The sequence below is a fragment of the Streptomyces hilarionis genome, from assembly GCF_024539675.1.
GTDB lineage: Bacteria > Actinomycetota > Actinomycetes > Streptomycetales > Streptomycetaceae > Streptomyces > Streptomyces hilarionis.
Genome location: NZ_JAHHIT010000042.1, coordinates 35,687 through 54,878 on the forward strand (window position 1 = coordinate 35,687; position 19,192 = coordinate 54,878).

Below are 19,192 nucleotides of genomic sequence, written 5' to 3' on the forward strand. Positions count from 1 at the left end.
AACTCCCTCCGCTTCGTTCGTTCCACCTCAGCGTAGATCCACGCGGGTTACCGGCGGGGGACGTCGGCGTGTCCGCCGTGCACCGCCGTCGGCCGCGGTCCGGCTCAGGCGGTGAGCCAGGCCCTCAGCCGCTCCTCGCCGGCCAGGATCTTGGCCGTCTCCACGCGTTCGTCCCGCTTGTGCGCCAAGTGCGGGTTGCCGGGGCCGTAGTTGACGGCGGGCACGCCCAGCGCGGAGAAGCGGCTGACGTCCGTCCAGCCGAACTTGGGCAGCGGCGTTCCGCCGACCGCCTCGATGAAGGCGGCCGCGGCCGGGTGGGAGAGGCCGGGCAGGGCGGCGGGGCTGTGGTCGTCGACCACGAACTCCTCCACCGCGCAGTCGGCGAACACCTCGCGGACGTGGGCGACGGCCTCCTCCTCGCTGCGGTCCGGCGCGTAGCGGAAGTTGACGGTGACGACGCACTCGTCCGGGATGACGTTGCCGGCCACCCCGCCGGTGATGCCGACCGCGTTGAGGCCCTCGCGGTACTCCAGGCCGTCGATGACCGGGTGGCGCGGCTCGTAGGCGGCCAGCCGGGCCAGGATCGGGGCGGCCGCGTGGATCGCGTTGGATCCCATCCAGCCGCGGGCCGAGTGGGCCCGCTCGCCCCTGGTCCTCAGCAGGACCCGCAGGGTGCCCTGGCAGCCGCCCTCGACCTGTCCGTCGGAGGGTTCGAGGAGCACCGCGAAGTCGCCGGCCAGCCACTCCGGGCGGGCCTCGGCCACGTGCTTGAGGCCGTTGAGGTCGGCGGCGACCTCCTCGTTGTCGTAGAAGACGAAGGTCAGGTCGCGGTTGGGCGCCGGGACCGTCGCCGCGATGCGCAGCTGGACCGCCACCCCCGACTTCATGTCGCAGGTGCCGCAGCCCCACAGCACCCCGTCCTCGTCCAGCCGTGACGGCACGTTGTCGGCGATCGGCACGGTATCGATGTGGCCGGCCAGCACGACGCGTTCGGCGCGGCCGAGGTTCGTGCGGGCGATCACGTTGTTGCCGTGGCGGTCCACCGTCAGGTGGGGCAGTGCGCGCAGTGCGGTCTCGATCGCGTCCGCGAGCGGCTTCTCGGCGCCGCTCTCCGAACGGAAGTCGACGAGCCACGCGGTGAGCTCCGCGGCGTCCAGGGTGAGGTCAAGCGGGGTGTCGGCCATGGCGTCGACCCTAACGCGCCAGCCGGCCGCCCCCTCTGCCCCGCCCGTGCGCGCACCCCGCGCACACCCCTGCTGCTCCTGCGTACTCTCCAGTACCTTGTACGCGTGCCAGAGCCGTCGCCTTCCCCCAAGCGCCGCGGCCGCCTCCTCCGTTTCGGGGCGGCCTGCGTGGTCCTGTCCGCCGTCGCGGGTTACGCCGTGGTCCAGTACGTCTCCGGCGGGACGGGAGATCCCGGCTGCCGGGTCGTCTCCCGCGACGCCGACGGGGCGACGTACGAGTTCACTCCGGAGCAGGCGGTGAACGCCGCCACGATCGCCGCCGTCGGCACGGACCGGGCCATGCCCGAGCGGGCGGTGGCCATCGCCCTGGCGACCGCGCTCCAGGAGTCGGGGCTGCGCAACCTCGCCCACGGCGACCGGGACTCGCTCGGCCTGTTCCAGCAGCGGCCCTCGCAGGGCTGGGGCACCGCGAAGCAGGTCACGGACCCGGCGTACGCGGCGGACGTCTTCTACGAGCACCTCGCCAAGGTCGACGGCTACACCGAGCTGCCGCTGACGGTGGCCGCCCAGCGCGTGCAGCGCAGCGGGTACCCGGAGGCGTACGCCAAGCACGAGCCGGACGCCGTGCTGCTGGCCGCCGCGCTGACCGGGACCTCGGCGGCGACGCTGACCTGCGACGGCCGCTCGCGGGAGTCGGCGACCACCGGCCCGGCGGCGGTGCGGGCGGCGCTGACCCGCGACTTCGGGCGCGGGGCGGTGCGAGAGGGCGCGCAGAGCGGCTCGACGAGCGGCGCGGGCGCCGGGAAGGCCTCACCGGCCGCGGCCGGGCCGCCCGTCGCCGAGAGCTCCGGGCGCACGCTGACGCTGCCGGTGTCGCAGGACACCACCGCCGGCGGGCGCAGTGTCGCCGAGCGTGGCTGGCAGCTGGCGCACTGGGCGGTCGCCAACGCCTCGGCGCTGCGCATCGAGCGCGTCGCGTACGCGGGCCGGGAGTGGGTCTCGGGGCACAGCGACAGCCGGTGGCGGACGACCGGCTCCACCAGCGCGGAGGCCGTCGGGGGCTCGGCCGCGGGCGGCGGGGCGGACAGCGTGCGGATCGTCACCGAGCAGTAGTACGAGTCGTCACCCGTCCGGGTCATGTGCGGGGCGTCACCCCGGGGCGGCGCCCAGGTTTTCGCGCCCTCACCCCCACGGGCCGGGAATCCCTTGAGGCCACAGGGCCGCACGGGTTTGACGGACTTTCACATCGGGCGGCTTTTGCCCGTGTTCATCCGCAGCCGATAATGCGACGCATTGCCAACTCTTTAGGTCGGCCGTGCGCAACCTTCGAGGGCTTCGAGCGGTAGTCACTGCGTCCGGGCCCGGACAGACAGACAGTCACAGCAGTCACAGACAGTCCTTGTTCTCTCCGTCGAAGGAGCATCATGTCCCTCCCCCTGACCCGCCGGATCGCCCGTGCCGCGCTGCTCGTCGCTGCGGGAGCGGCCGCCGGGGTCGGTGTGGCCGGCTCCGCCAGTGCGGCCCCCGGCCTGCCCGCCGCCCCGAACCTCGGCGGCCTGACCGCCCTGGACGGGGCGAGCGTCGGCCACACGGTCGACGGCGCGGCGAAGAACGTCACCGGGATCGCGGGCGAGACCGGCGGCAAGACGGTCGAGCAGGCGCTGCCGGGCGCGGCCAAGACCGGTGGCAAGGCCGTGAAGCAGGCGGCCCCGGTGGCGCAGAAGACGGCGGGCGAGGCGGCGGGTTCCGCCGGCGGCCTGCTCGGGGACACCGCGTCGACCGCCACGAAGGGCGGGCTGCCGACCGACTCCCTCACCAAGGGCGGACTGCCCGGCGCGCAGACCCTGCCGGTGAAGAGCCTGCCGCTCGGCTAGCGGCCCCGGCGTGAGCGGGTGAGCGTGGACGGGGCCCGGGGATCTCTCCCCGGGCCCCGTCGCACTGCTGCCCGACGCCCGGTCGGGGGCGGGGCGGAAGCGGCCGCTACAGGCGCTCCACCGCGGCGCGCACCCGCTCGTCGGTCGCCGTGAGGGCCACGCGCACGAAGCGCTCGCCCGCCTCGCCGTAGAAGTCGCCGGGGGCCACCAGGATGCCTCGCTCGGCCAGGTCGGCGACCGTGGTCCAGCAGGACTCGTCCCGGGTGGCCCACAGGTACAGGCTGGCCTCGCTGTGCTCGATGCGGAAGCCGTGGGAGACCAGCGCCTCGCGCAGGAGGGCGCGGCGGGCCGCGTAGCGTGCGCGCTGCTCCCGGACGTGGACGTCGTCGCCGAGCGCGGCCACGACCGCCGCCTGGGTGGGCGCCGACGTCATCATGCCGCCGTGCTTGCGGATCTCCAGCAGGGGGCCGAGGACGGCCGGGTCGCCCGCCAGGAAGGCCGCGCGGTAGCCGGCCAGGTTGGAGCGCTTGGAGAGGGAGTGGACCGCGACGAGGCCCTCGTACGAGCCGCCGTTGACGTCCGGGTGCAGCACCGAGACCGGGTCGGCCTCCCAGCCCAGCTCGAGGTAGCACTCGTCGGACAGGACCAGCACCCCGTGCCGCCTCGCCCAGGCGACGATCCGGGTCAGCTCCTCCTTGGACAGGACCCGGCCCGTGGGGTTGGACGGCGAGTTCAGCCAGAGCAGCCGCAGGTTCGCGGGGTCCAGGGCCGTCGGGTCGTCGTAGACCTCGTACTGCGCCCGGGCCAGCCGCGCGCCCACCTCGTACGTCGGGTAGGCCAGCCGCGGGAAGGCCACCCGGTCGCCGGGGCCGAGGCCGAGCTGGGTCGGCAGCCAGGCCACCAGCTCCTTGGAGCCGACGATCGGCAGGACGTGGCGGTGGGTGACCCCGCGGGCGCCCAGCCGGCGCTCCACCCAGCCGGTGATCGCGTCCCGCAGGGCCGGGGTGCCCCAGACGGTCGGGTAGCCCGGCGAGTCCGCGGCGTCCACCAGGGCCTTCTGGATCAGGTCGGGAACCGGGTCGACCGGGGTGCCGACGGAGAGGTCGACGATGCCGTCCGGGTGCGCTGCGGCCGTCTTCTTGTACGGCTCCAGCTTGTCCCAGGGGAAGGTGGGAAGGCGGTCGGAGACTGCGGAGGACACGGTGACTGGCTCACTTTCGTCACGACGGCAAACGCCTCGGCCCCGTACGGCGATCGGGCGGGATCAGGCCGTACGGGACCGAGGCGGCACGGAGTGCGGGCCGCTGCTGCGGATTACTCGGCCGCCTGCGGCGGCAGCGCGGCGACGAACGGGTGGTCGCGCTCGATCAGACCCAGCTTGCTGGCGCCGCCGGGCGAGCCGAGGTCGTCGAAGAACTCGACGTTCGCCTTGTAGTAGTCCTTCCACTCCTCCGGAGTGTCGTCCTCGTAGAAGATCGCCTCGACCGGGCAGACCGGCTCACAGGCGCCGCAGTCGACGCATTCGTCCGGGTGGATGTACAAGGACCGCTGGCCCTCGTAGATGCAGTCGACCGGGCACTCTTCGATGCAGGCCTTGTCCTTCACGTCGACACAAGGCTGCGCGATGACGTAGGTCACGCTGTCGTTCCTCCTCGATAGGGCGCCGGCGGGCCTCCTCAGGCTCCGCCGCCTGGCGCGCGGGAGCGCGGCGTCGTCGATGCCCGCCCCTAGTATCTCCGTTCTTGGGCATGATCCGAACAGGAGGGGTGAACCGACCTGTGGAAATCTCGGCCGCCGGACGCCTGGAGGTCCGTATCACCGCCGCTGACGTGGGCAAACGTGTCTCCGTACGGTGCTTGATCGGCGCTGCCTCCACGGGGGACAAATTCACCGACACGGTCGGCGTTCTCACATCATGGGACGACGGTGTGCTCGTGATCACACGGAAGGGCGGCGACAGCGTCCGTGTTGTCGCGTCCTCGCTGGTGGCCGGGAAGGTCGTGCCGGCCGCGCCCGCCCGCCGGCGCGGGCCCGCCGCCTCCTACCCGGAGCTCGCCCGGGTCGCCGCGCGGGCCTGGCGTCCCGTGGAGAGCGAGCCGCTCGGCGACTGGGAGCTGCGCGCCGCCGCGGGCTTCACCCGGCGGGCCAACTCGGTGCTGCCGCTCGGCGACCCCGGCATGCCTCTCGACGCGGCCCTGGACGTCGTCCGCGACTGGTACGGCCGGCGCGGGCTGCCCGCCTATGTGCAGACGGCGACGGGTGCCGAGGGCGCGCAGGAACTGCTGGGCGCCCGGCTGGAGGAGCGCGGGTGGGTGCGCGAGGTGACGGCCGAGCTGTGGATCGGGGCGCTCGCGCCGGTCGCCGACCGCGCCGACGCCGCGCGCGTGGTGCTCGCCCGGGAGGCCGACGAGGCGTGGCTGGCGCGGTACGGACGCAAGGGGGGCGGCGAGGCCGCCATGAAGGTGCTGGCGGGGGGCTCCCCGCGCTCGGGCGAGGCGGAGAGCGGGGCCGGGCCGTCGGTCTGGTTCGCCTCCGTGCCGGCGTCGGACGGCGGGCCGCCGGCCGCGATCGGGCGGTGCGTCGTGGACGGCCGGTGGGCCGGGTTCGCCGCCGTCGAGGTCGATCCGGCGCGACGGCGCGAGGGTCTCGCCACGACCGTGATGGCCGCGCTGGCCGGCCGGGCGCTGGCGGAGGGGGCCTCGGCGGCCTGGCTCCAGGTGGAGGAGGAGAACACCGGCGCGCGGGCGCTGTACGCCGGGACGGGCTTCGCCGCGCACCACGCCTACCACCACTACCGGGAGCCGTCGCCGGCGTCCCCGACGGAGGCGTCGTGAGCGAGGCCGGGCGCGGGATCGACGGCGGTGAGGTGCGGCGGCGGTTCGCCGAGGAGGCCCGCGCAGAACGGCCCGACCTGGCGCTGCTGTGCCTGCTGATCGGCGCGGCGGCGGATCCGCTGCTGGACGAGGCCGGTCTGGACGCCGCACAGATCGAGCTGGACCGGCTGGCGGGGCAGCTGCCCTTCCGTCCCGGCGGACCGCACGCGTGGGCGGTGGCCCTGCGGGACCTGCTCGGCGACCGGCACGGCTTCGGCGGGTCGGCCGCGGACTACGACCGGCTGGAGTCGTCGCTGCTGCACGAGGTGCTGACCCGGCGACGGGGGCTGCCGATCCTGCTGTCCGTGGTGTGGATGGAGGTGGCGCGGCGGGCCGGGGCGCCGGTGTACGGGGTCGCGCTGCCGGGGCACTTCGTGGTGGGGTTCGGGCCGCCCGGTGACGTCGGGCGCCAGGTGCTCGCCGACCCCTTCGCCGGCGGCCGCGTGCTGACCGGCGGCGACGCCGAGCAGCTGGTCACCGGGGCGACCGGGGCGCGGCTCGAGCCGTCGATGCTGGGTCCGGCGGAGCCGCTGGACGTCGTGATGCGGATCCTGAACAACATCCGCTCGTGGGCCGCGGCCCGCCCGGAGCGGTCGGACGTCGCGCTGTGGGCCGTCGAGCTGGGGCTGGCCGTGCCCTCGCATCCGGCCCGGCTGCGCTACGAGAAGGGCCAGTTGCTGGTCCAGCGGGGCGATTTCGTGGGCGGGGCCGTCGAGTTGGAGGAGTACGCCTCGCTCGTGGAGATCGTGGACGAGGCGACGGCGCAGCGGGTGCGCAAGGAGGCGTTCGCCGCGCGGGCCCTGCTGAACTGACGTCCCCGGCCCGGCCGGTCACGCCGGTCGCGGCCCGGACGTCACAGCCAGCCCTTCTCCCGGGCGATGCGGACCGCCTCCGCCCGGTTGCGCACGGCGAGCTTCTGGATCGCCGTCGACAGGTAGTTGCGCACCGTGCCCTGGGACAGGTGCAGGGCGGCGGCGAGCTCGGCGTTGGTCGAGCCGTCGGCCGCCGCCCGCAGGACCTCGCGTTCGCGGTCGGTCAGCGGGTTGGCGCCCTCCGCGAGGGCCGCCGCCGCGAGCGTGGGATCGATGACCCGTTCGCCCGCGAGGACCTTGCGGACCGCCTGGGCGAGCTGGGCGGCCGGTGCGTCCTTGACGAGGAACGCGTCGGCGCCCGCCTCCATCGCGCTGCGCAGGTAGCCGGGACGGCCGAACGTGGTCAGGACGACCAGCTTCAGCCCCGGGAACTCGCGGTGGAGCTGCCCGGCGGCTTCGATGCCCGTCGCGCCCGGCATCTCTATGTCGAGGAGGGCCACGTCGACGTCGTGGGCCCGGGCGGCGGCGAGGACCTCGTCGCCGCGCGCCACCTGGGCGACCACCTCGATGTCGTCCTCCAGGCCGAGCAGGGCCGCCAGAGCCTCGCGGACCATGGACTGGTCCTCGGCCAGCAGGACTTTGATCATGCCACCACTCATGTGCGGGATCCTATGTCCGGCGCCGGGCCGGCCGGGACCCGGGCGGTCAGCCGGAAGCCCTTCTTCAGACGGACCGCCTCCAGGGCGCCGCTCGCCTTCTCCAGACGCTCGGTCAGACCGGTGAGGCCGTTGCCGGGACCCTTGCCGGAGCCGCCCGACCCGTCGTCCTCGACGCGGAGTTCGACGACCGGGCCGTCGAGGGTCTGCCGCCGGACGACGTCCACCGCGCAGCGGGTCGCGCCGCTGTGCCGCACGACGTTGGTGATCGCCTCGCGCAGCGCCCAGGCGAGCGCGGACTCGCTCTCCTCGGGAACGCCGTCCAGGTCCGGTTCCGCCGGTATCGCGGCGACGACCCCCGCTGCCGTCAACGCCACCTCGGCGCCCGCCAGTTCGGACGCCAGCCGGGGGCGCCGGTAGCCGGTGACGGCCTCCCGGACGTCCACCAGGGCCTGGCGGCTGACCTGTTCGATGTCCGCGACCTGCCGGGCGGCCTTGTCGGGGTGGTCGGGGAGCATGCGGCCCGCCAGCTCGCTCTTGAGCGTGATGAGGGACAGCGAGTGGCCGAGCAGGTCGTGCAGGTCCCGGGCCAGCCGCAGCCGCTCCTCGTTGGCGGCCAGTTGGGCGACCGTCGCCCGCGCCTTGCGCAGCTCGACCGTCGTGCGGACCAGTTGGCTCACCCCGGTCATCGCGAACCCGATGAGCAGGACCAGCAGCAGGAGGTTGAGCGCCTCCTCCTCGTCGGAGCGCAGACCCACGAGGAGCAACACCGCGCCCGTGCCCGGGATGGTCCAGAACGCCGCCCGCATCGGGAGCACGCTCCCGCAGGCCACCGAGACGTAGCAGTACAGGCCGAGCCAGGCGGAGCCCATGGTCAGGCTCAGCACGGTGGCGAGGACCGCCATGGAGCCGATGAGGGCGCCGACCAGCGTGGAGACGAAGGGCGCGTCCCCCATGTTGCGGAACAGCAGGGCGAGATAGAGGGAGACGAACACCGCCAGGCCCAGCCAGCCGGCCGCGGTCGCGCCGGCGCCGTGGTTCCCGGAGACGAGGTCGTGGACCGGCGAGCTGAGGAACACCAGCCAGACGCCGATCCACAGCAGCTTGCGCCGCCACAGCTCGCGCCGGTTGCGGGCCGGACCGCCCGGCAGGATATTGGGCTCCCGCCGGGACTCGTTCGACTGGTCTGGGGTCATGACGCTCACGCCTTCAGCGTGTCCTTCCGGTACAGCCAGGCCGCACCACCCGTGAACAGGGCGAAGAAGACGACCAGGATGGCGATGTCCTTGGCGTGCGGGGCCTGGCTCTGCTCGATGGCCTGCCCCAGGGCAGCGTACGCGTGGGTCGGGGCCCACTCGGCTATGTCGCGCAGCCAGGCCGGGAAGGTGGCCGTGGGCCACCACAGACCGCCGAGGATCGACAGGCCGAAGTAGGTGATCATCGTGATCGGGCGGACGGCGTCGCCGTCGGCGAGGTAGCCGATCGCCACGCCCAGGGCGGCGAAGACGAGGCTGCCGGCCCAGATCGCGGCGGTGAGGGCGCCCCACTGCCAGGCGTCCAGCCGGACGTCCTTCAGGGTCGCGGCGCACACGAACACCACGACGATGGACGGGAGGCTCACCACGGCCGCGCTGGCGGTCTTGGCGAGGACGTAGCCGCGGCCCGGGAGCGTGGTCAGCCGCAGCTGCCGCACCCAGCCGTTCTCGCGCTCCTTGGCGATGCGCTCGCTGTTGCCCATCAGGACGGCCGTGAGCGCGCCGAAGGAGGCCATCGAGACCATCATGTACGTCGGCAGGGTCAGGCCCGTCCCGTCGACCTTCGTGGTGGTGTCGGAGGTGCTGGAGATCAGCAGGAACAGCACCGACGGGTAGATCACCGAGAAGAACAGGAACTTGCGGTTGCGCAGGGCGCGGGCGAGCTCCAGCTTGATCAGGCTGTTCACTTGGTCTTCGCCTCCTCGGCGGCGGTGATGGCGACGAAGGCCTGCTCCAGACCGAGCCCGGCGACTTCGAGGTTGCGGGGGTAGACGCCGAGCCCGTACAGCGCGTGGACGGTGGCGTCGGCGTCGGCGGACTGGATGCGCACGGTGTGCCCGGACACGTCGACGGCGGTCAGGAAGGGCAGCTCGCGCAGGGCCCGTTCGTCGATGTCGCCCTCGAGGTCGAAGGCGATCCGCCGCGCGCCCGCCTTCGCCTTGATCTCGGCCGCCGTGCCGTCGGCCAGCAGCCGGCCCCGGTGCAGGACCAGCACCCGGTCGGCTATGGCGTCGGCCTCCTCCAGGTAGTGCGTGGCGAACAGGACGGTGCGGCCCTGGTCGGCCTGCTCGCGCATGGTGGCCCAGAAGGCCTGGCGGGCGGTGACGTCCATGCCGGTGGTGGGCTCGTCCAGGACGATCAGGTCGCTGTCGCCCGCGGTGGCGAGCGCGAACCGCACCCGCTGGGCCTGGCCGCCGGAGAGCTTGTTCACCTTGCGGGACGCGATCTGGGCGATGCCCGCGCGGGCCATCACGTCGGAGGCCTTGTACGGCTTGGGGTGCAGGGCGCAGGCAAGGCCGACGATCTCGGCGACGGTGACCTCGTCCATCAGCCCGCCGCTCTGGAGCATCGCGCCCACCCGGCCGGCGACGATCGCCTCGCGCGCGGTGAGCCCGAAGACGCGCACGGCGCCGCTGTCGGGCTGCTTGAGGCCGAGGAGGAGGTCGAGGGTGGTGGACTTGCCCGCCCCGTTGGGGCCCAGCAGCGCCACGGTCTCCCCCGGGCGCAGCGAGAGCGTCAGGCCGTCCACGGCCCGCACGTCCCCGAAGCTCTTGCTCACCTGGTCGAACCCGACCACCGGTGCTGTCTGCGTCGTCATGACGGAATCGTCGCGCGGACGGCGGCGGGGGCGGCAGTGTCGGACGTCCGCGGTGCCGCATGACAGATGTCATGCGGCACCGCCGGTGCGTCAGCTCGGGTCGGTGTCGATGACCCCGGTCCGGTTCGTCTCGCTCTTGAGGGCGGGACGCAGCGCGCCGATGACGTCCTGGACGGTGACGGCCGTCTTCTGGCCGGTGCCGCGGGTGATCAGCACGCCGTTGAAGGTGCCGCCGTACAGCTCCTTCAGCGCCGCCTGGTCGTAGCTCTCGACGAGCTTGCCGTTGACCGCCTTGACCTGGAGGAACTTCCACAGGGAGTTCTTCGGGCTGAAGGAGACCGCGTGCGCGGCGTCGGTCATGACGGTGACCTTGCCGGACATCGCCGGTTCGGCGAACTCCTTCATCATGCGGTCGACCTCGGCGTCGGACACCGTCGGCTGCCGGGTGGTCGTCGGCACCTTCACGCCGGACGCCGAGCCGGTCTCGACCTGGGTGCGGTAGGCCGCCACGACGGCGTCCTGGGCCTTGGCCGCGTCGATGCCCTTGCCGGCCTTGCCGTAGACGGGGACGGCCTTGCCGGACTCGAACTTGATGGTGCCGTCGGCGGCCGAGCCGGAGCCGCCCGCCGCGCTCTGCAGAGCGGCCTGCAACTTCTCCTCGTCGACCGGCATCTCGGGCTCGACCACGCGGTGCTGCCCGAACAGCGAACCGACCACGGAGACGGGGTTGTAGTCGCTCTGGGCGGCGTCGTCGACGGTGGCCGGGATGTCGAACTGCAGGCCCGCCTGGTCCGGCTTGAGGGTGACGGAACCGCCGTCGACGGACAGCTTCAGCGGCTGGGCGACCCGCTTGCCGAAGGCGTCGTCGAGCTTCTTGACGGCGTCGTCGCGGGTGCCGCCGCCGATGTCGACGCCGAGGACGGTGGTGCCCTTGGGCACGTCCGAGTGGTTCATCAGCAGGCCGGCGCCGTAGAGGCCGACGCCCGCGACGACCACCAGGCCGCCGAGGAGCGGGAGCTTGCTGCGGCCCTTCTTCTTTTTCTGCTTCTTGGAATCGCCCGTGGAGGGGCTCTGCCCGCTGCGCTCCGGCGCCTTGGGCGGGGTGTGCGGCAGCGGTCCGTCGGCGGGCGCGGCGCCCGCGAAGGGCCCGCCCGGGCCGCCCTGGCCGCCGGCCGGGACGACGGGGATGCCGCTGGTGACGGTGTGCCCGGAGACGTTGTCGGCCGGTCGGCCGCCGTAGCCGCCCGCGCCCGGCCCGGGGGCGGGCTTTTGCGGGGTGAGGATCGCGGTGTCGTCGCTGAGTCCTCCGCCGGGCAGCCGGCCGACGCCCACACCGGCGCCGACGCCGGGAGCGGCCGTCCGCGGACCGCCGGGAGCGCCGGGACGAGCGCCGGGGCCACCGGGGGCTCCGGGACCGCCGGGAGCGCCGGGGGCGCCGGCGTTCATCGGGGGCACCATCGGGCCGTCGCCGGTGACCGGACCGGTCGTCGGGCCGGCGGGACCGCCCTGGGGGCCGCCCGGGCCGCCGGGACCGGCCGGCCCGTCGGGGCCGTTGAAGTCGTAGGAGCCGCCGGGGCCGGCCGGGAGGCCCGCCTGAGCGCCCGGGCCGCCGGGCAGGCCCTGCGGACCGCCGGGCGTGCCGTTGGGGCCGGGAAGGCCAGGCAGGCCGGCGTTCGGGCCGGCAGGGCCGCCGTTCGCGGCGGGCAGGCCGTTCTGGCCGGTGCCGGAGAAGTAGGGCAGGTCGTCGCGGCTCGGGTCGGCGGCGCCGCCCTGGCCCTGCGTGCGGCCCTGGCCGGGCCCCTGGCCGGGGCGCGGGCCGTTGCCGTGCGGGCCCGCGGCCAGCGCCTCGGTCACGTCGAAGGAGCCCGTGCCGCCGCCGTGTCCCGGAGCCACGGGGCCGCCCGTCGCGCCGGGCAGCCCGGCGCCGTTGGTCCCGCCGGGGCGGGCGCCGCCGGGCACGCTCATGGAGCCGACCACTCCGCCGGGCCGCCCGCCCCCGGCGGCGCGCGGCCCGGCGGCCGAACCGCCCGGCAGTCCCGCGCCGTTGGTCCCGCCGCCGCCCTGACCGCCCTTGGCGGGGCCGGACTTGCGTGGCGCGAACCAGTCGCTCGTCTTGTCCTCGGCGCCGGCCGCGGGGTCGGCGGGCAGCTCGAACGAACCGGTGTCGGACGAGTTCGGGCCGGCGGCGCCCGCGGGCGCCGCCTGCCGCGCGTCGGCCTTGCCGCCCGGTCCGTCGTCGCCCGCCTGGTCGGCCTCGCCGACGGGGGTGCGCACGACGACCGGCGGAATGGGCCGCGATCCGGGGATGTTGATGCGGATCCGCGTCGTCAGCGTCGTCTCGGTCTTGCGTTCCTCCGGCCGCGCGGCCGAACGGCCCACGTCGGCGCCGCCGTCGGACACCACGGGGGTGCCGTACGGCGGCGTGCCCGAGGGGTATGCGGCTCCGCCGCGCCCGTTGGACCCGTTGGGCCCGGAGGACGGACTGTCAGTTTCACGACTCAAGGCAGGTTCTCCAGGTTGGCTCCGCCGCCCGCCACGACCTCACGGGCAGCTCGGCGGCGCGCACCACCATACTGGCCACTTCTGGCCCGTATCCCACGACCGTCGGGGAAACCCACACGGGACTCCCACCGGCGGGCCGCGGTGAAGTGGTACGTCACTTCCCAAGTCGGACGTCGTCGCCGACCGGTTGCCGCCCCAAACCAATGGTGGCGCAGATCACAGCAAGTGCCATGCCGCCGAGCAGGAAGAGATACGAGCCGCCTCCCGCGCCGAACAGGAAATCCCCCTCGGGGCGGCCCGCGGTGCACAGCACGACGGTGATCACCCAGCCGGCGGCGGGCGCCACGGCCCCGGCACGGGAGGCGAGGGCCCGCGCGCCGCCGACGAACAGTCCGGCCGCGCCCGCGAGCGCGAGGAGCAGACCGCCGGGGAACCAGCCGGCCTGGACGAGTGCGCCGGCGAGGGCGACGAGCGCCCCGAGCAGCACGAGCCCCGCATAGCACACCAGCCGTCCGGCGGAGGGCATCCGCAGCGGCTGGGCGAGCATCGAGCCACGGTCGGACATCAGAGCGCCCCCGCCATGTCGTCGACGCCGGCGAACAGGTCGTCCTCCCTCTTCCCGGCGGCCTTCCCGCGCACGAGCTCGTAGTACTCGGTCGTGAAGAGGGGCTGGGCGAGGTCGTTGGACAGGGCGAAGTACCGGTCGCCGGGCGCGACCTCGATCTGGGTGGCGTGCGCCCGCATCGCGGCGGCCTTGGCGGCGGCGGGGGCGCCCGCGCCCTCGATCTCGGCGGTGACGCGGTCGTCGTCCACGAGGCCCGGCACGTCGCGGACGGCGGCGCTGCGGGCGAAGGGCAGGGCCGGCAGCTCGTCGCGCAGACGGGCGAAGGCGTCGTCGGCGACGGAGCGCGGGACGCGGTTCCAGTACACCTTGGGCACGCTCCACCCCGCGGCCCCGGCCAGCTCCACGGCCCGCATCGCGACGCGGTGGGCCTGGATGTGGTCGGGGTGGCCGTAGCCGCCGTCGTCGTCGTAGGTGACGAGGACCTGGGGGCGCACCTCCAGGATCACCTCGCGGAGGGAGGCGGCCGCGGTGTCGACGTCGGCCTGCCAGAAGCAGGTGGGGTCGTCGTTGTCGGACAGGCCCATCATCCCGGAGTCGCCGTAGCGGCCGGCTCCGCCGAGCAGCCGGAAGTCGGCGACGCCGAGTGCGGCCATGGCGGCGGCGAGCTCCCCTCTGCGGTGCTCCCCGAGAGCCGCGCCGGTCAGCTCGCGCAGCCGCGGCGGGATGACCTCGCCGCGCTCGCCGAGGGTGCAGGTGACCAGGGTCACGTGGACGCCCTCGGCCGCGTACCTGGCCATGGTCGCGCCGTTGTTGATCGACTCGTCGTCCGGGTGCGCGTGCACCAGCAGCAGACGCCGCGCGGCGCGCGCCGGGTGTCCCCCCGGCCGGAGATCGGGGGAGGGCAGTTCCGTCATGGGACCAACCCTACGAGGCGTGCCGCCAGCCACCGCCACCTCCCCGCCGGTCCGTCACCCCCGTCGGGTCGGGATCGCCCCCGCGGACGGCGCGGTGACCGCTCACGTGAGCCGCTCCCGCGTCGGCCTCGGCGGGCGCGGAGAACGGCAGCCGTGCGGCGGGCTCCGGCCGGTGAACCGGCCGGGCCCGCCCACGGCCACGCGTCAGAACTTGATGCTGCCGATCACGCTCGCCACGCTCGTCGTCAGATCGCTGATCGTGGGCGCGACCGTCGAGGAGGCCAGATAGAAGCCGAGCAGGATGCAGACGACAGCGTGACCGCCCTTCAGCCCCGACTTCTTGACCAGCAGGAAGACGACGATCGCCAGCAGCACCACCGCCGAAATCGAGAGTGCCACGGCGGCTCACCTCCAAGGACCCGGGAACGTGGGGGACAACAGATCGAGGGAACTGGTAAATCCATACATCGGCCAGCAGGTTCATACCCACACAGCGCTAGTGATCATAACTATGTGTGGGCGCGCATCTCTCGGCGCACAGCCGCACAAGGGGGGAGCATGGCCAATATGGTCGGGGGATGACGACCGACTCCGACTCCTTCCCCCGCAGGCACGCCCGCACCCAGCGTTTCACCCTCGGCGCGCCGCGTTCGTTCACGGTGGCCCCCGACGGCTCCCGGGTCGTGTTCCTGCGGTCCGGCTCCGGCACGGACCGTTCGGGCGCGCTGTGGGTCCTCGATCCGGCCGACGGCGCCGAACGCCTCGCCGCGGACCCGGGCGCGCTGCTCGGCGGCGCCTCGGAGGACCTCTCGCCGCAGGAGCGGGCCCGCCGCGAACGCAGCCGCGAGGGCGGCGCCGGCATCGTCGGCTATGCCACCGACGAGGCCGTCGAGCTGGCGTCTTTCGCCTTGTCGGGGCGGCTTTTCACGGCCGGGCTGCGGACCGGGACGACCGCCGAACTGCCCGTCGCCGGGCCGGTCGTCGACCCCCGGCCCTCCCCCGACGGGCGGCTCGTCGCCTATGTCGCGGGCGGCGCGCTGCGGGTGGTGGGCGCCGGGGGCGAGGACGACCGGGTGGTGGCCGAGCCCGAATCGGAGACGGTTTCCTACGGATTGGCCGAGTTCATCGCGGCCGAGGAGATGGGTCGCGGGCGCGGCTTCTGGTGGTCTCCGGAGTCGGACCGGCTGCTGGTGGCGAGGGTGGACGACACGCCGGTGGAGCGGTGGTGGATCTCGGACCCGGCCCAGCCGAAACGTGACCCACAACACGTGCCCTATCCGGCTGCCGGGACGGCCAACGCGGAGGTGCGGCTGTTCGTGTTCGGGCTCGACGGGGTGCGCACGGAGGTCTCCTGGGACCGGTCGCGCTACCCGTATCTGGCGCGAGTGCACTGGTCAGGGGCGGGGGCGCCCCTGCTCCTGGTACAGGCGCGCGACCAGCGCAGTCAGCTGTTCCTGGCGGTCGACACCGAGACCGGGACGACCCGGATGGTGCATGCCGACGAAGATCGGATTTGGCTGGAACTTTTCCCCGGAGTGCCGTGCTGGAGCCCCTCCGGGCAGCTGGTCCGGATCGCGGACGAGGGCGGGGCGCGGGTGCTCGCGGTGGGCGAACGCCCGCTCACCGGAGCCCAGTTGCACGTGCGCGCGGTGCTCGACGTGACGGCCGACGACGTGCTGGTCGCGGCTTCGGCGGGCGAGGACGCGAGCGCGCCGGAAATCGGCGAGGTGCACGTCTACCGGGTCAACGAGCTCGGCGTGGAGCGTCTCTCCCAGGAGCCCGGGGTGCACTCGGCGGTGCGCTCGGGCCCGGTGACCGTCCTGGTGTCGGCCACGCCGGACCGGCCGGGGAGCGTGGCGCGGGTGCTGCGCGAGGGAAAGCAGGCGACGACCGTCCGCTCCCGCGCGGAGGATCCCGGCCTGTCCCCCCGCGTGACGTTCCTCGAAGGGGGCGCACGACGCATCCCGTGCGCCGTGCTCATGCCGACGGACTACCGCGGTGACACCCCCCTGCCGGTCCTCATGGACCCCTACGGCGGGCCCCACGGACAACGGGTGCTCGCCGCGCACAACGCGCACCTGACCTCGCAGTGGTTCGCCGACCAGGGCTTCGCGGTGATCGTCGCCGACGGCCGGGGAACTCCGGGCCGCTCCCCCGCGTGGGAGAAGGCGATCAAGGACGAGGTCGCCGCCGTCACCCTTCAGGACCAGGTGGACGCCCTGCACGCGCTCGCCGGACGCTTCCCGCTCGACCTGGGCCGGGTCGCCGTGCGCGGCTGGTCCTTCGGCGGCTACCTGGCCGCCCTCGCGGCGCTGCGCCGGCCCGACGTCTTCCACGCGGCGGTGGTCGGCGCCCCGGTCACCGACCTGCGCTTGTACGACACCCACTACCAGGAGCGCTACCTCGGCCACCCCGGAGAACACCCCGAGGTCTACCGGCGCAACTCGCTGATCGACGACGAGGGCCTGGTGGACGCCGTCGAGCCGGCCCGTCCGATGCTGATCGTCCACGGTCTGGCGGACGACAACGTGGTGGTCGCCCACTCGCTGCGGCTGTCCTCGGCGCTGCTGGCCGCCGGCCGGCCGCACGAGGTGCTGCCCCTGTCCGGGGTGACCCACATGACCCCGCAGGAACAGGTCGCCGAGAACCTCCTGCGCCTTCAGCTGGACTTCCTGCGCCGCTCCCTGGGACTCGCCCGGCCCTGACACGGGCAACGGGCCGGGGCGCGTGATGCGCCCCGGCCCGTTCACGGCACCCGCACGGCCGTACGCTGTCCAGCCTGACGCGTCCGTATATCGGAACAGGGTCGTCCAAGTTGCCTGTGTGTTAACGCGGTTGCGGGGCGAAAGCACAGGTGCGCGGGCCCGTCAGCCCTTCGGCTCCTCCGGCGGGACCACCTGTTTCTCCTCGGCGAAATGGCAGGCCGAGGCGTGCGCCTCGGGGCCGGTGGCGTGGCTGAACCGCGCCGGGACGGCCAGCGTCGGCACCTCCAGCGCACAGCGCTCCTGCGCCTTCCAGCAGCGGGTGCGGAAGCGGCAGCCGGAGGGGATGTTCGTCGGGGACGGCACGTCGCCCGTGAGGATGATCCGCTCCCGGTGCTCGCGCGCCCGCGGGTCGGGCAGCGGGACCGCGGACAGCAGGGCCTGGGTGTAGGGGTGCGTGGGGTGGTCGTAGATCTCCGCGTCGCGGCCGATCTCGACGATCCGGCCGAGGTACATCACCCCGACCCGGTCCGAGATGTGCCGGACGATCGACAGGTCGTGCGCGATGAACAGGTAGGACAGGTCGAACTCGCTCTGTAGCCGGTCCATCAGGTTGATGACCTGCGCCTGGACCGACACGTCCAGCGCGGACACCGGCTCGTCGGCGACGATGACCTCCGGGCGCAGGGCCAGCCCGCGCGCGATGCCGATGCGCTGGCGCTGGCCGCCGGAGAACTGGTGCGGATAGCGGTTGATGTACTCGGGGTTGAGCCCGACGACGTCCAGCAGGTCCTGGACCTTGCGACGCCGGTCGCCCTTGGGCGCCACCTCGGGATGGATCTCGTACGGCTCCCCGATGATGTCGCCGACCGTCATCCGCGGGTTGAGCGAGGTGTACGGGTCCTGGAACACCATCTGGATGTTGCGCCGGACGGCCTTCAGGGCCCGCCCCGACAGCCTGGTGACGTCCTCGCCCTTGTAGCGGATCTGCCCCTGCGTCGGCCGCTCCAGGTTGACCAGCATCTTGGCGACGGTCGACTTGCCGCAGCCGGACTCCCCCACGATGCCCAGGGTCTCGCCCCGGGAGAGCGTGAAGTCCACGCCGTCGACGGCCTTCACCGAGCCGACGTGTTTGCGGAAGACGATCCCCCGTGTCAGCGGGTAGTGCTTGTGCAGCCCGCTGATCTCCAGAATCGGCTCAGCCATGCAGGCACTCCCTCCAGAAGTGGCACGCGCTCGTGCGGTCGGGGGCGGCTCCGGCGCCGCCGACGACCGTCCCGGCGACCCCCGCGGCCCCGGTGACCCCCGCGGGCCCCGCGGCCCCGGAGACCCCGGTGACCTCGTACAGCGGCGGCACGTCCGCGCGGCACACGTCCTGGGCCATCGGGCAGCGCGGATGGAAGGCGCAGCCCGGCGGGATGTTCATCAGGTTGGGCGGCAGGCCCTTGATGGCGTAGAGCTCCTGGCCCTTCTGGTCCAGGCGCGGGATCGAGTCGAGCAGGCCGCGGGTGTACGGGTGGGCCGGGGCCTTGTAGATGTCGTGGACCGGGGCGGACTCCACGATCCGGCCCGCGTACATCACGGCGATGCGGTCGGCGACGTCCGCGACCACGCCCAGGTCGTGGGTGATGAGGATCAGGCCCATGTGGTACTCGCGCTGAAGTTCCGCGAGCAGGTCCATGACCTGGGCCTGGACCGTGACGTCCAGGGCCGTGGTGGGCTCGTCGGCGATGATGAGCGCCGGTTCCAGGGCCATCGCCATCGCGATCATGATGCGCTGGCGCATGCCGCCGGAGAACTGGTGCGGGTAGTCCCGGACGCGTTCGCGGGCGGCCGGGATCCGGACCCGGTCCATCAGCTCGACGGCCTTGGCGCGCGCGTCCTTCCTCGACATGCCGCGGTGCACGACGAACATCTCGCCGAGCTGGTCGCCGACCGACAGCACGGGGTTCAGGGACGACAGGGCGTCCTGGAAGATCATCGCCATCTCGGCCCCGCGGACCTTGCGGCGCTCCTCCTCCTTGAGGGTGAGCAGATCCCGGCCCCGGAAGACGATCTCGCCGGCGGTGATGCGGCCGGGCGGCATGTCGAGGATGCCCATGATCGCCTGGGCGGTGACGGACTTGCCGGAGCCGGACTCGCCGAGCACGGCGAGGGTCTCGCCCGCGTCCACGCCGTAGCTGACGCCGTTGACGGCCCGGGCGATCCCGTCCCGGGTGCGGAACTCCACGTGCAGATCACGCACTTCGAGCAGCAT

The 19,192-nt window shown here is 73.6% G+C and carries 18 protein-coding genes; 5 read left to right on the forward strand and 13 right to left on the reverse strand.

Translation table 11 applies throughout. The features are described from left to right. Window positions 1-104 precede the first annotated feature (104 nt). On the reverse strand, window positions 105-1,184 hold the full coding sequence (gene dapE / locus KMS84_RS09410) for a succinyl-diaminopimelate desuccinylase (protein ID WP_256915643.1): 1,080 nt from the start codon (window positions 1,182-1,184) through the stop codon (window positions 105-107). Between the two features lie 105 nt (window positions 1,185-1,289). On the opposite strand from dapE, the gene KMS84_RS09415 reads away from it, so the two are divergent. Both KMS84_RS09415 and KMS84_RS09420 read left to right on the forward strand, forming a co-directional pair. After that, complete coding sequence (locus KMS84_RS09415; RefSeq protein ID WP_256915644.1) at window positions 1,290-2,297, forward strand: VldE C-terminal domain-containing protein; 1,008 nt, start codon at window positions 1,290-1,292, stop codon at window positions 2,295-2,297. Between the two features lie 311 nt (window positions 2,298-2,608). After that, window positions 2,609-3,058, forward strand: coding sequence for an ATP-binding protein (locus KMS84_RS09420; RefSeq protein ID WP_256915645.1), 450 nt, complete (start codon window positions 2,609-2,611; stop codon window positions 3,056-3,058). A gap of 106 nt (window positions 3,059-3,164) precedes the next feature. Here the strand turns inward: KMS84_RS09420 and KMS84_RS09425 are convergent, their stop codons facing one another. Together KMS84_RS09425 and fdxA are read right to left on the reverse strand one after the other, a co-directional pair. Continuing rightward, window positions 3,165-4,259 (reverse strand): bifunctional succinyldiaminopimelate transaminase/glutamate-prephenate aminotransferase, encoded by a 1,095-nt coding sequence (locus tag KMS84_RS09425; RefSeq protein WP_256915646.1) that lies wholly within the window; start codon window positions 4,257-4,259, stop codon window positions 3,165-3,167. Between the two features lie 113 nt (window positions 4,260-4,372). Further along, a complete protein-coding gene (gene fdxA / locus KMS84_RS09430; protein WP_069768200.1) occupies window positions 4,373-4,696 on the reverse strand; it encodes a ferredoxin in 324 nt (107 codons plus the stop codon). Window positions 4,697-4,836: 140 nt separating this feature from the next. On the opposite strand from fdxA, the gene KMS84_RS09435 reads away from it, so the two are divergent. Then, a complete protein-coding gene (locus KMS84_RS09435; RefSeq protein WP_438818918.1) occupies window positions 4,837-5,892 on the forward strand; it encodes a GNAT family N-acetyltransferase in 1,056 nt (351 codons plus the stop codon). After that, window positions 5,889-6,743 (forward strand): transglutaminase family protein, encoded by an 855-nt coding sequence (locus KMS84_RS09440; RefSeq protein WP_256915648.1) that lies wholly within the window; start codon window positions 5,889-5,891, stop codon window positions 6,741-6,743. Before KMS84_RS09435 ends, KMS84_RS09440 begins: the two co-directional genes overlap by 4 nt. Before the next feature lie 41 nt (window positions 6,744-6,784). Here KMS84_RS09440 and KMS84_RS09445 read toward each other — a convergent pair whose 3' ends face one another. The 8 genes from KMS84_RS09445 to KMS84_RS09480 form a co-directional block, all read right to left on the reverse strand. Next, entirely contained in the window at window positions 6,785-7,402 is a 618-nt protein-coding gene (locus KMS84_RS09445) for a response regulator transcription factor (RefSeq protein WP_256915649.1), read from the reverse strand. Continuing rightward, window positions 7,399-8,595: a sensor histidine kinase gene (locus tag KMS84_RS09450; RefSeq protein ID WP_256915650.1), complete on the reverse strand. Its 1,197-nt coding sequence runs from the start codon at window positions 8,593-8,595 to the stop codon at window positions 7,399-7,401. Before KMS84_RS09450 ends, KMS84_RS09445 begins: the two co-directional genes overlap by 4 nt. 5 nt (window positions 8,596-8,600) lie before the next feature. Then, entirely contained in the window at window positions 8,601-9,341 is a 741-nt protein-coding gene (locus tag KMS84_RS09455) for an ABC transporter permease (RefSeq protein WP_256915651.1), read from the reverse strand. Then, the gene (locus tag KMS84_RS09460; protein WP_256915652.1) at window positions 9,338-10,252 is read right to left on the reverse strand and encodes an ABC transporter ATP-binding protein; all 915 of its coding nucleotides are present in this window, start codon (window positions 10,250-10,252) and stop codon (window positions 9,338-9,340) included. The genes KMS84_RS09455 and KMS84_RS09460 overlap by 4 nt, the downstream gene beginning before the upstream one ends. A 90-nt stretch (window positions 10,253-10,342) precedes the next feature. After that, window positions 10,343-12,754 (reverse strand): hypothetical protein, encoded by a 2,412-nt coding sequence (locus KMS84_RS09465; protein ID WP_256915653.1) that lies wholly within the window; start codon window positions 12,752-12,754, stop codon window positions 10,343-10,345. 154 nt (window positions 12,755-12,908) lie between these two features. Beyond that, complete coding sequence (locus KMS84_RS09470; RefSeq protein ID WP_256915654.1) at window positions 12,909-13,319, reverse strand: DUF6113 family protein; 411 nt, start codon at window positions 13,317-13,319, stop codon at window positions 12,909-12,911. Further along, window positions 13,319-14,233 (reverse strand): N-acetyl-1-D-myo-inositol-2-amino-2-deoxy-alpha-D-glucopyranoside deacetylase, encoded by a 915-nt coding sequence (mshB, locus tag KMS84_RS09475; protein WP_256915655.1) that lies wholly within the window; start codon window positions 14,231-14,233, stop codon window positions 13,319-13,321. Before mshB ends, KMS84_RS09470 begins: the two co-directional genes overlap by 1 nt. Before the next feature lie 204 nt (window positions 14,234-14,437). Then, the gene (locus KMS84_RS09480; protein ID WP_256915656.1) at window positions 14,438-14,632 is read right to left on the reverse strand and encodes a hypothetical protein; all 195 of its coding nucleotides are present in this window, start codon (window positions 14,630-14,632) and stop codon (window positions 14,438-14,440) included. A 179-nt stretch (window positions 14,633-14,811) separates the two neighbouring features. On the opposite strand from KMS84_RS09480, the gene KMS84_RS09485 reads away from it, so the two are divergent. Then, window positions 14,812-16,938 carry a S9 family peptidase gene (locus KMS84_RS09485; RefSeq protein WP_256915657.1) on the forward strand — a complete coding sequence of 709 codons (2,127 nt, stop codon included), beginning with the start codon at window positions 14,812-14,814 and terminating at the stop codon, window positions 16,936-16,938. 162 nt (window positions 16,939-17,100) lie between these two features. On the opposite strand, the gene KMS84_RS09490 is transcribed toward KMS84_RS09485, so the two are convergent. Then, a complete protein-coding gene (locus KMS84_RS09490; protein WP_256915658.1) occupies window positions 17,101-18,141 on the reverse strand; it encodes an ABC transporter ATP-binding protein in 1,041 nt (346 codons plus the stop codon). After that, window positions 18,134-19,192 (reverse strand): ABC transporter ATP-binding protein, encoded by a 1,059-nt coding sequence (locus KMS84_RS09495; RefSeq protein WP_256915659.1) that lies wholly within the window; start codon window positions 19,190-19,192, stop codon window positions 18,134-18,136. The genes KMS84_RS09490 and KMS84_RS09495 overlap by 8 nt, the downstream gene beginning before the upstream one ends.

Excerpts from the sequence above, each read along its gene's own strand:
- KMS84_RS09460 (WP_256915652.1), bottom strand. The coding sequence starts at position 10,252 with ATGACGACGCAGACAGCACCGGTGGTCGGGTTCGACCAGGTGAGCAAG.
- KMS84_RS09490 (WP_256915658.1), bottom strand. The coding sequence starts at position 18,141 with ATGGCTGAGCCGATTCTGGAGATCAGCGGGCTGCACAAGCACTACCCG.
- KMS84_RS09450 (WP_256915650.1), bottom strand. The coding sequence starts at position 8,595 with ATGACCCCAGACCAGTCGAACGAGTCCCGGCGGGAGCCCAATATCCTG.
- KMS84_RS09420 (WP_256915645.1), top strand. The coding sequence starts at position 2,609 with ATGTCCCTCCCCCTGACCCGCCGGATCGCCCGTGCCGCGCTGCTCGTC.
- KMS84_RS09485 (WP_256915657.1), top strand. The coding sequence starts at position 14,812 with ATGACGACCGACTCCGACTCCTTCCCCCGCAGGCACGCCCGCACCCAG.
- KMS84_RS09445 (WP_256915649.1), bottom strand. The coding sequence starts at position 7,402 with ATGAGTGGTGGCATGATCAAAGTCCTGCTGGCCGAGGACCAGTCCATG.
- dapE (WP_256915643.1), bottom strand. The coding sequence starts at position 1,184 with ATGGCCGACACCCCGCTTGACCTCACCCTGGACGCCGCGGAGCTCACC.
- KMS84_RS09470 (WP_256915654.1), bottom strand. The coding sequence starts at position 13,319 with ATGTCCGACCGTGGCTCGATGCTCGCCCAGCCGCTGCGGATGCCCTCC.
- mshB (WP_256915655.1), bottom strand. The coding sequence starts at position 14,233 with ATGACGGAACTGCCCTCCCCCGATCTCCGGCCGGGGGGACACCCGGCG.
- KMS84_RS09495 (WP_256915659.1), bottom strand. The coding sequence starts at position 19,192 with ATGCTGCTCGAAGTGCGTGATCTGCACGTGGAGTTCCGCACCCGGGAC.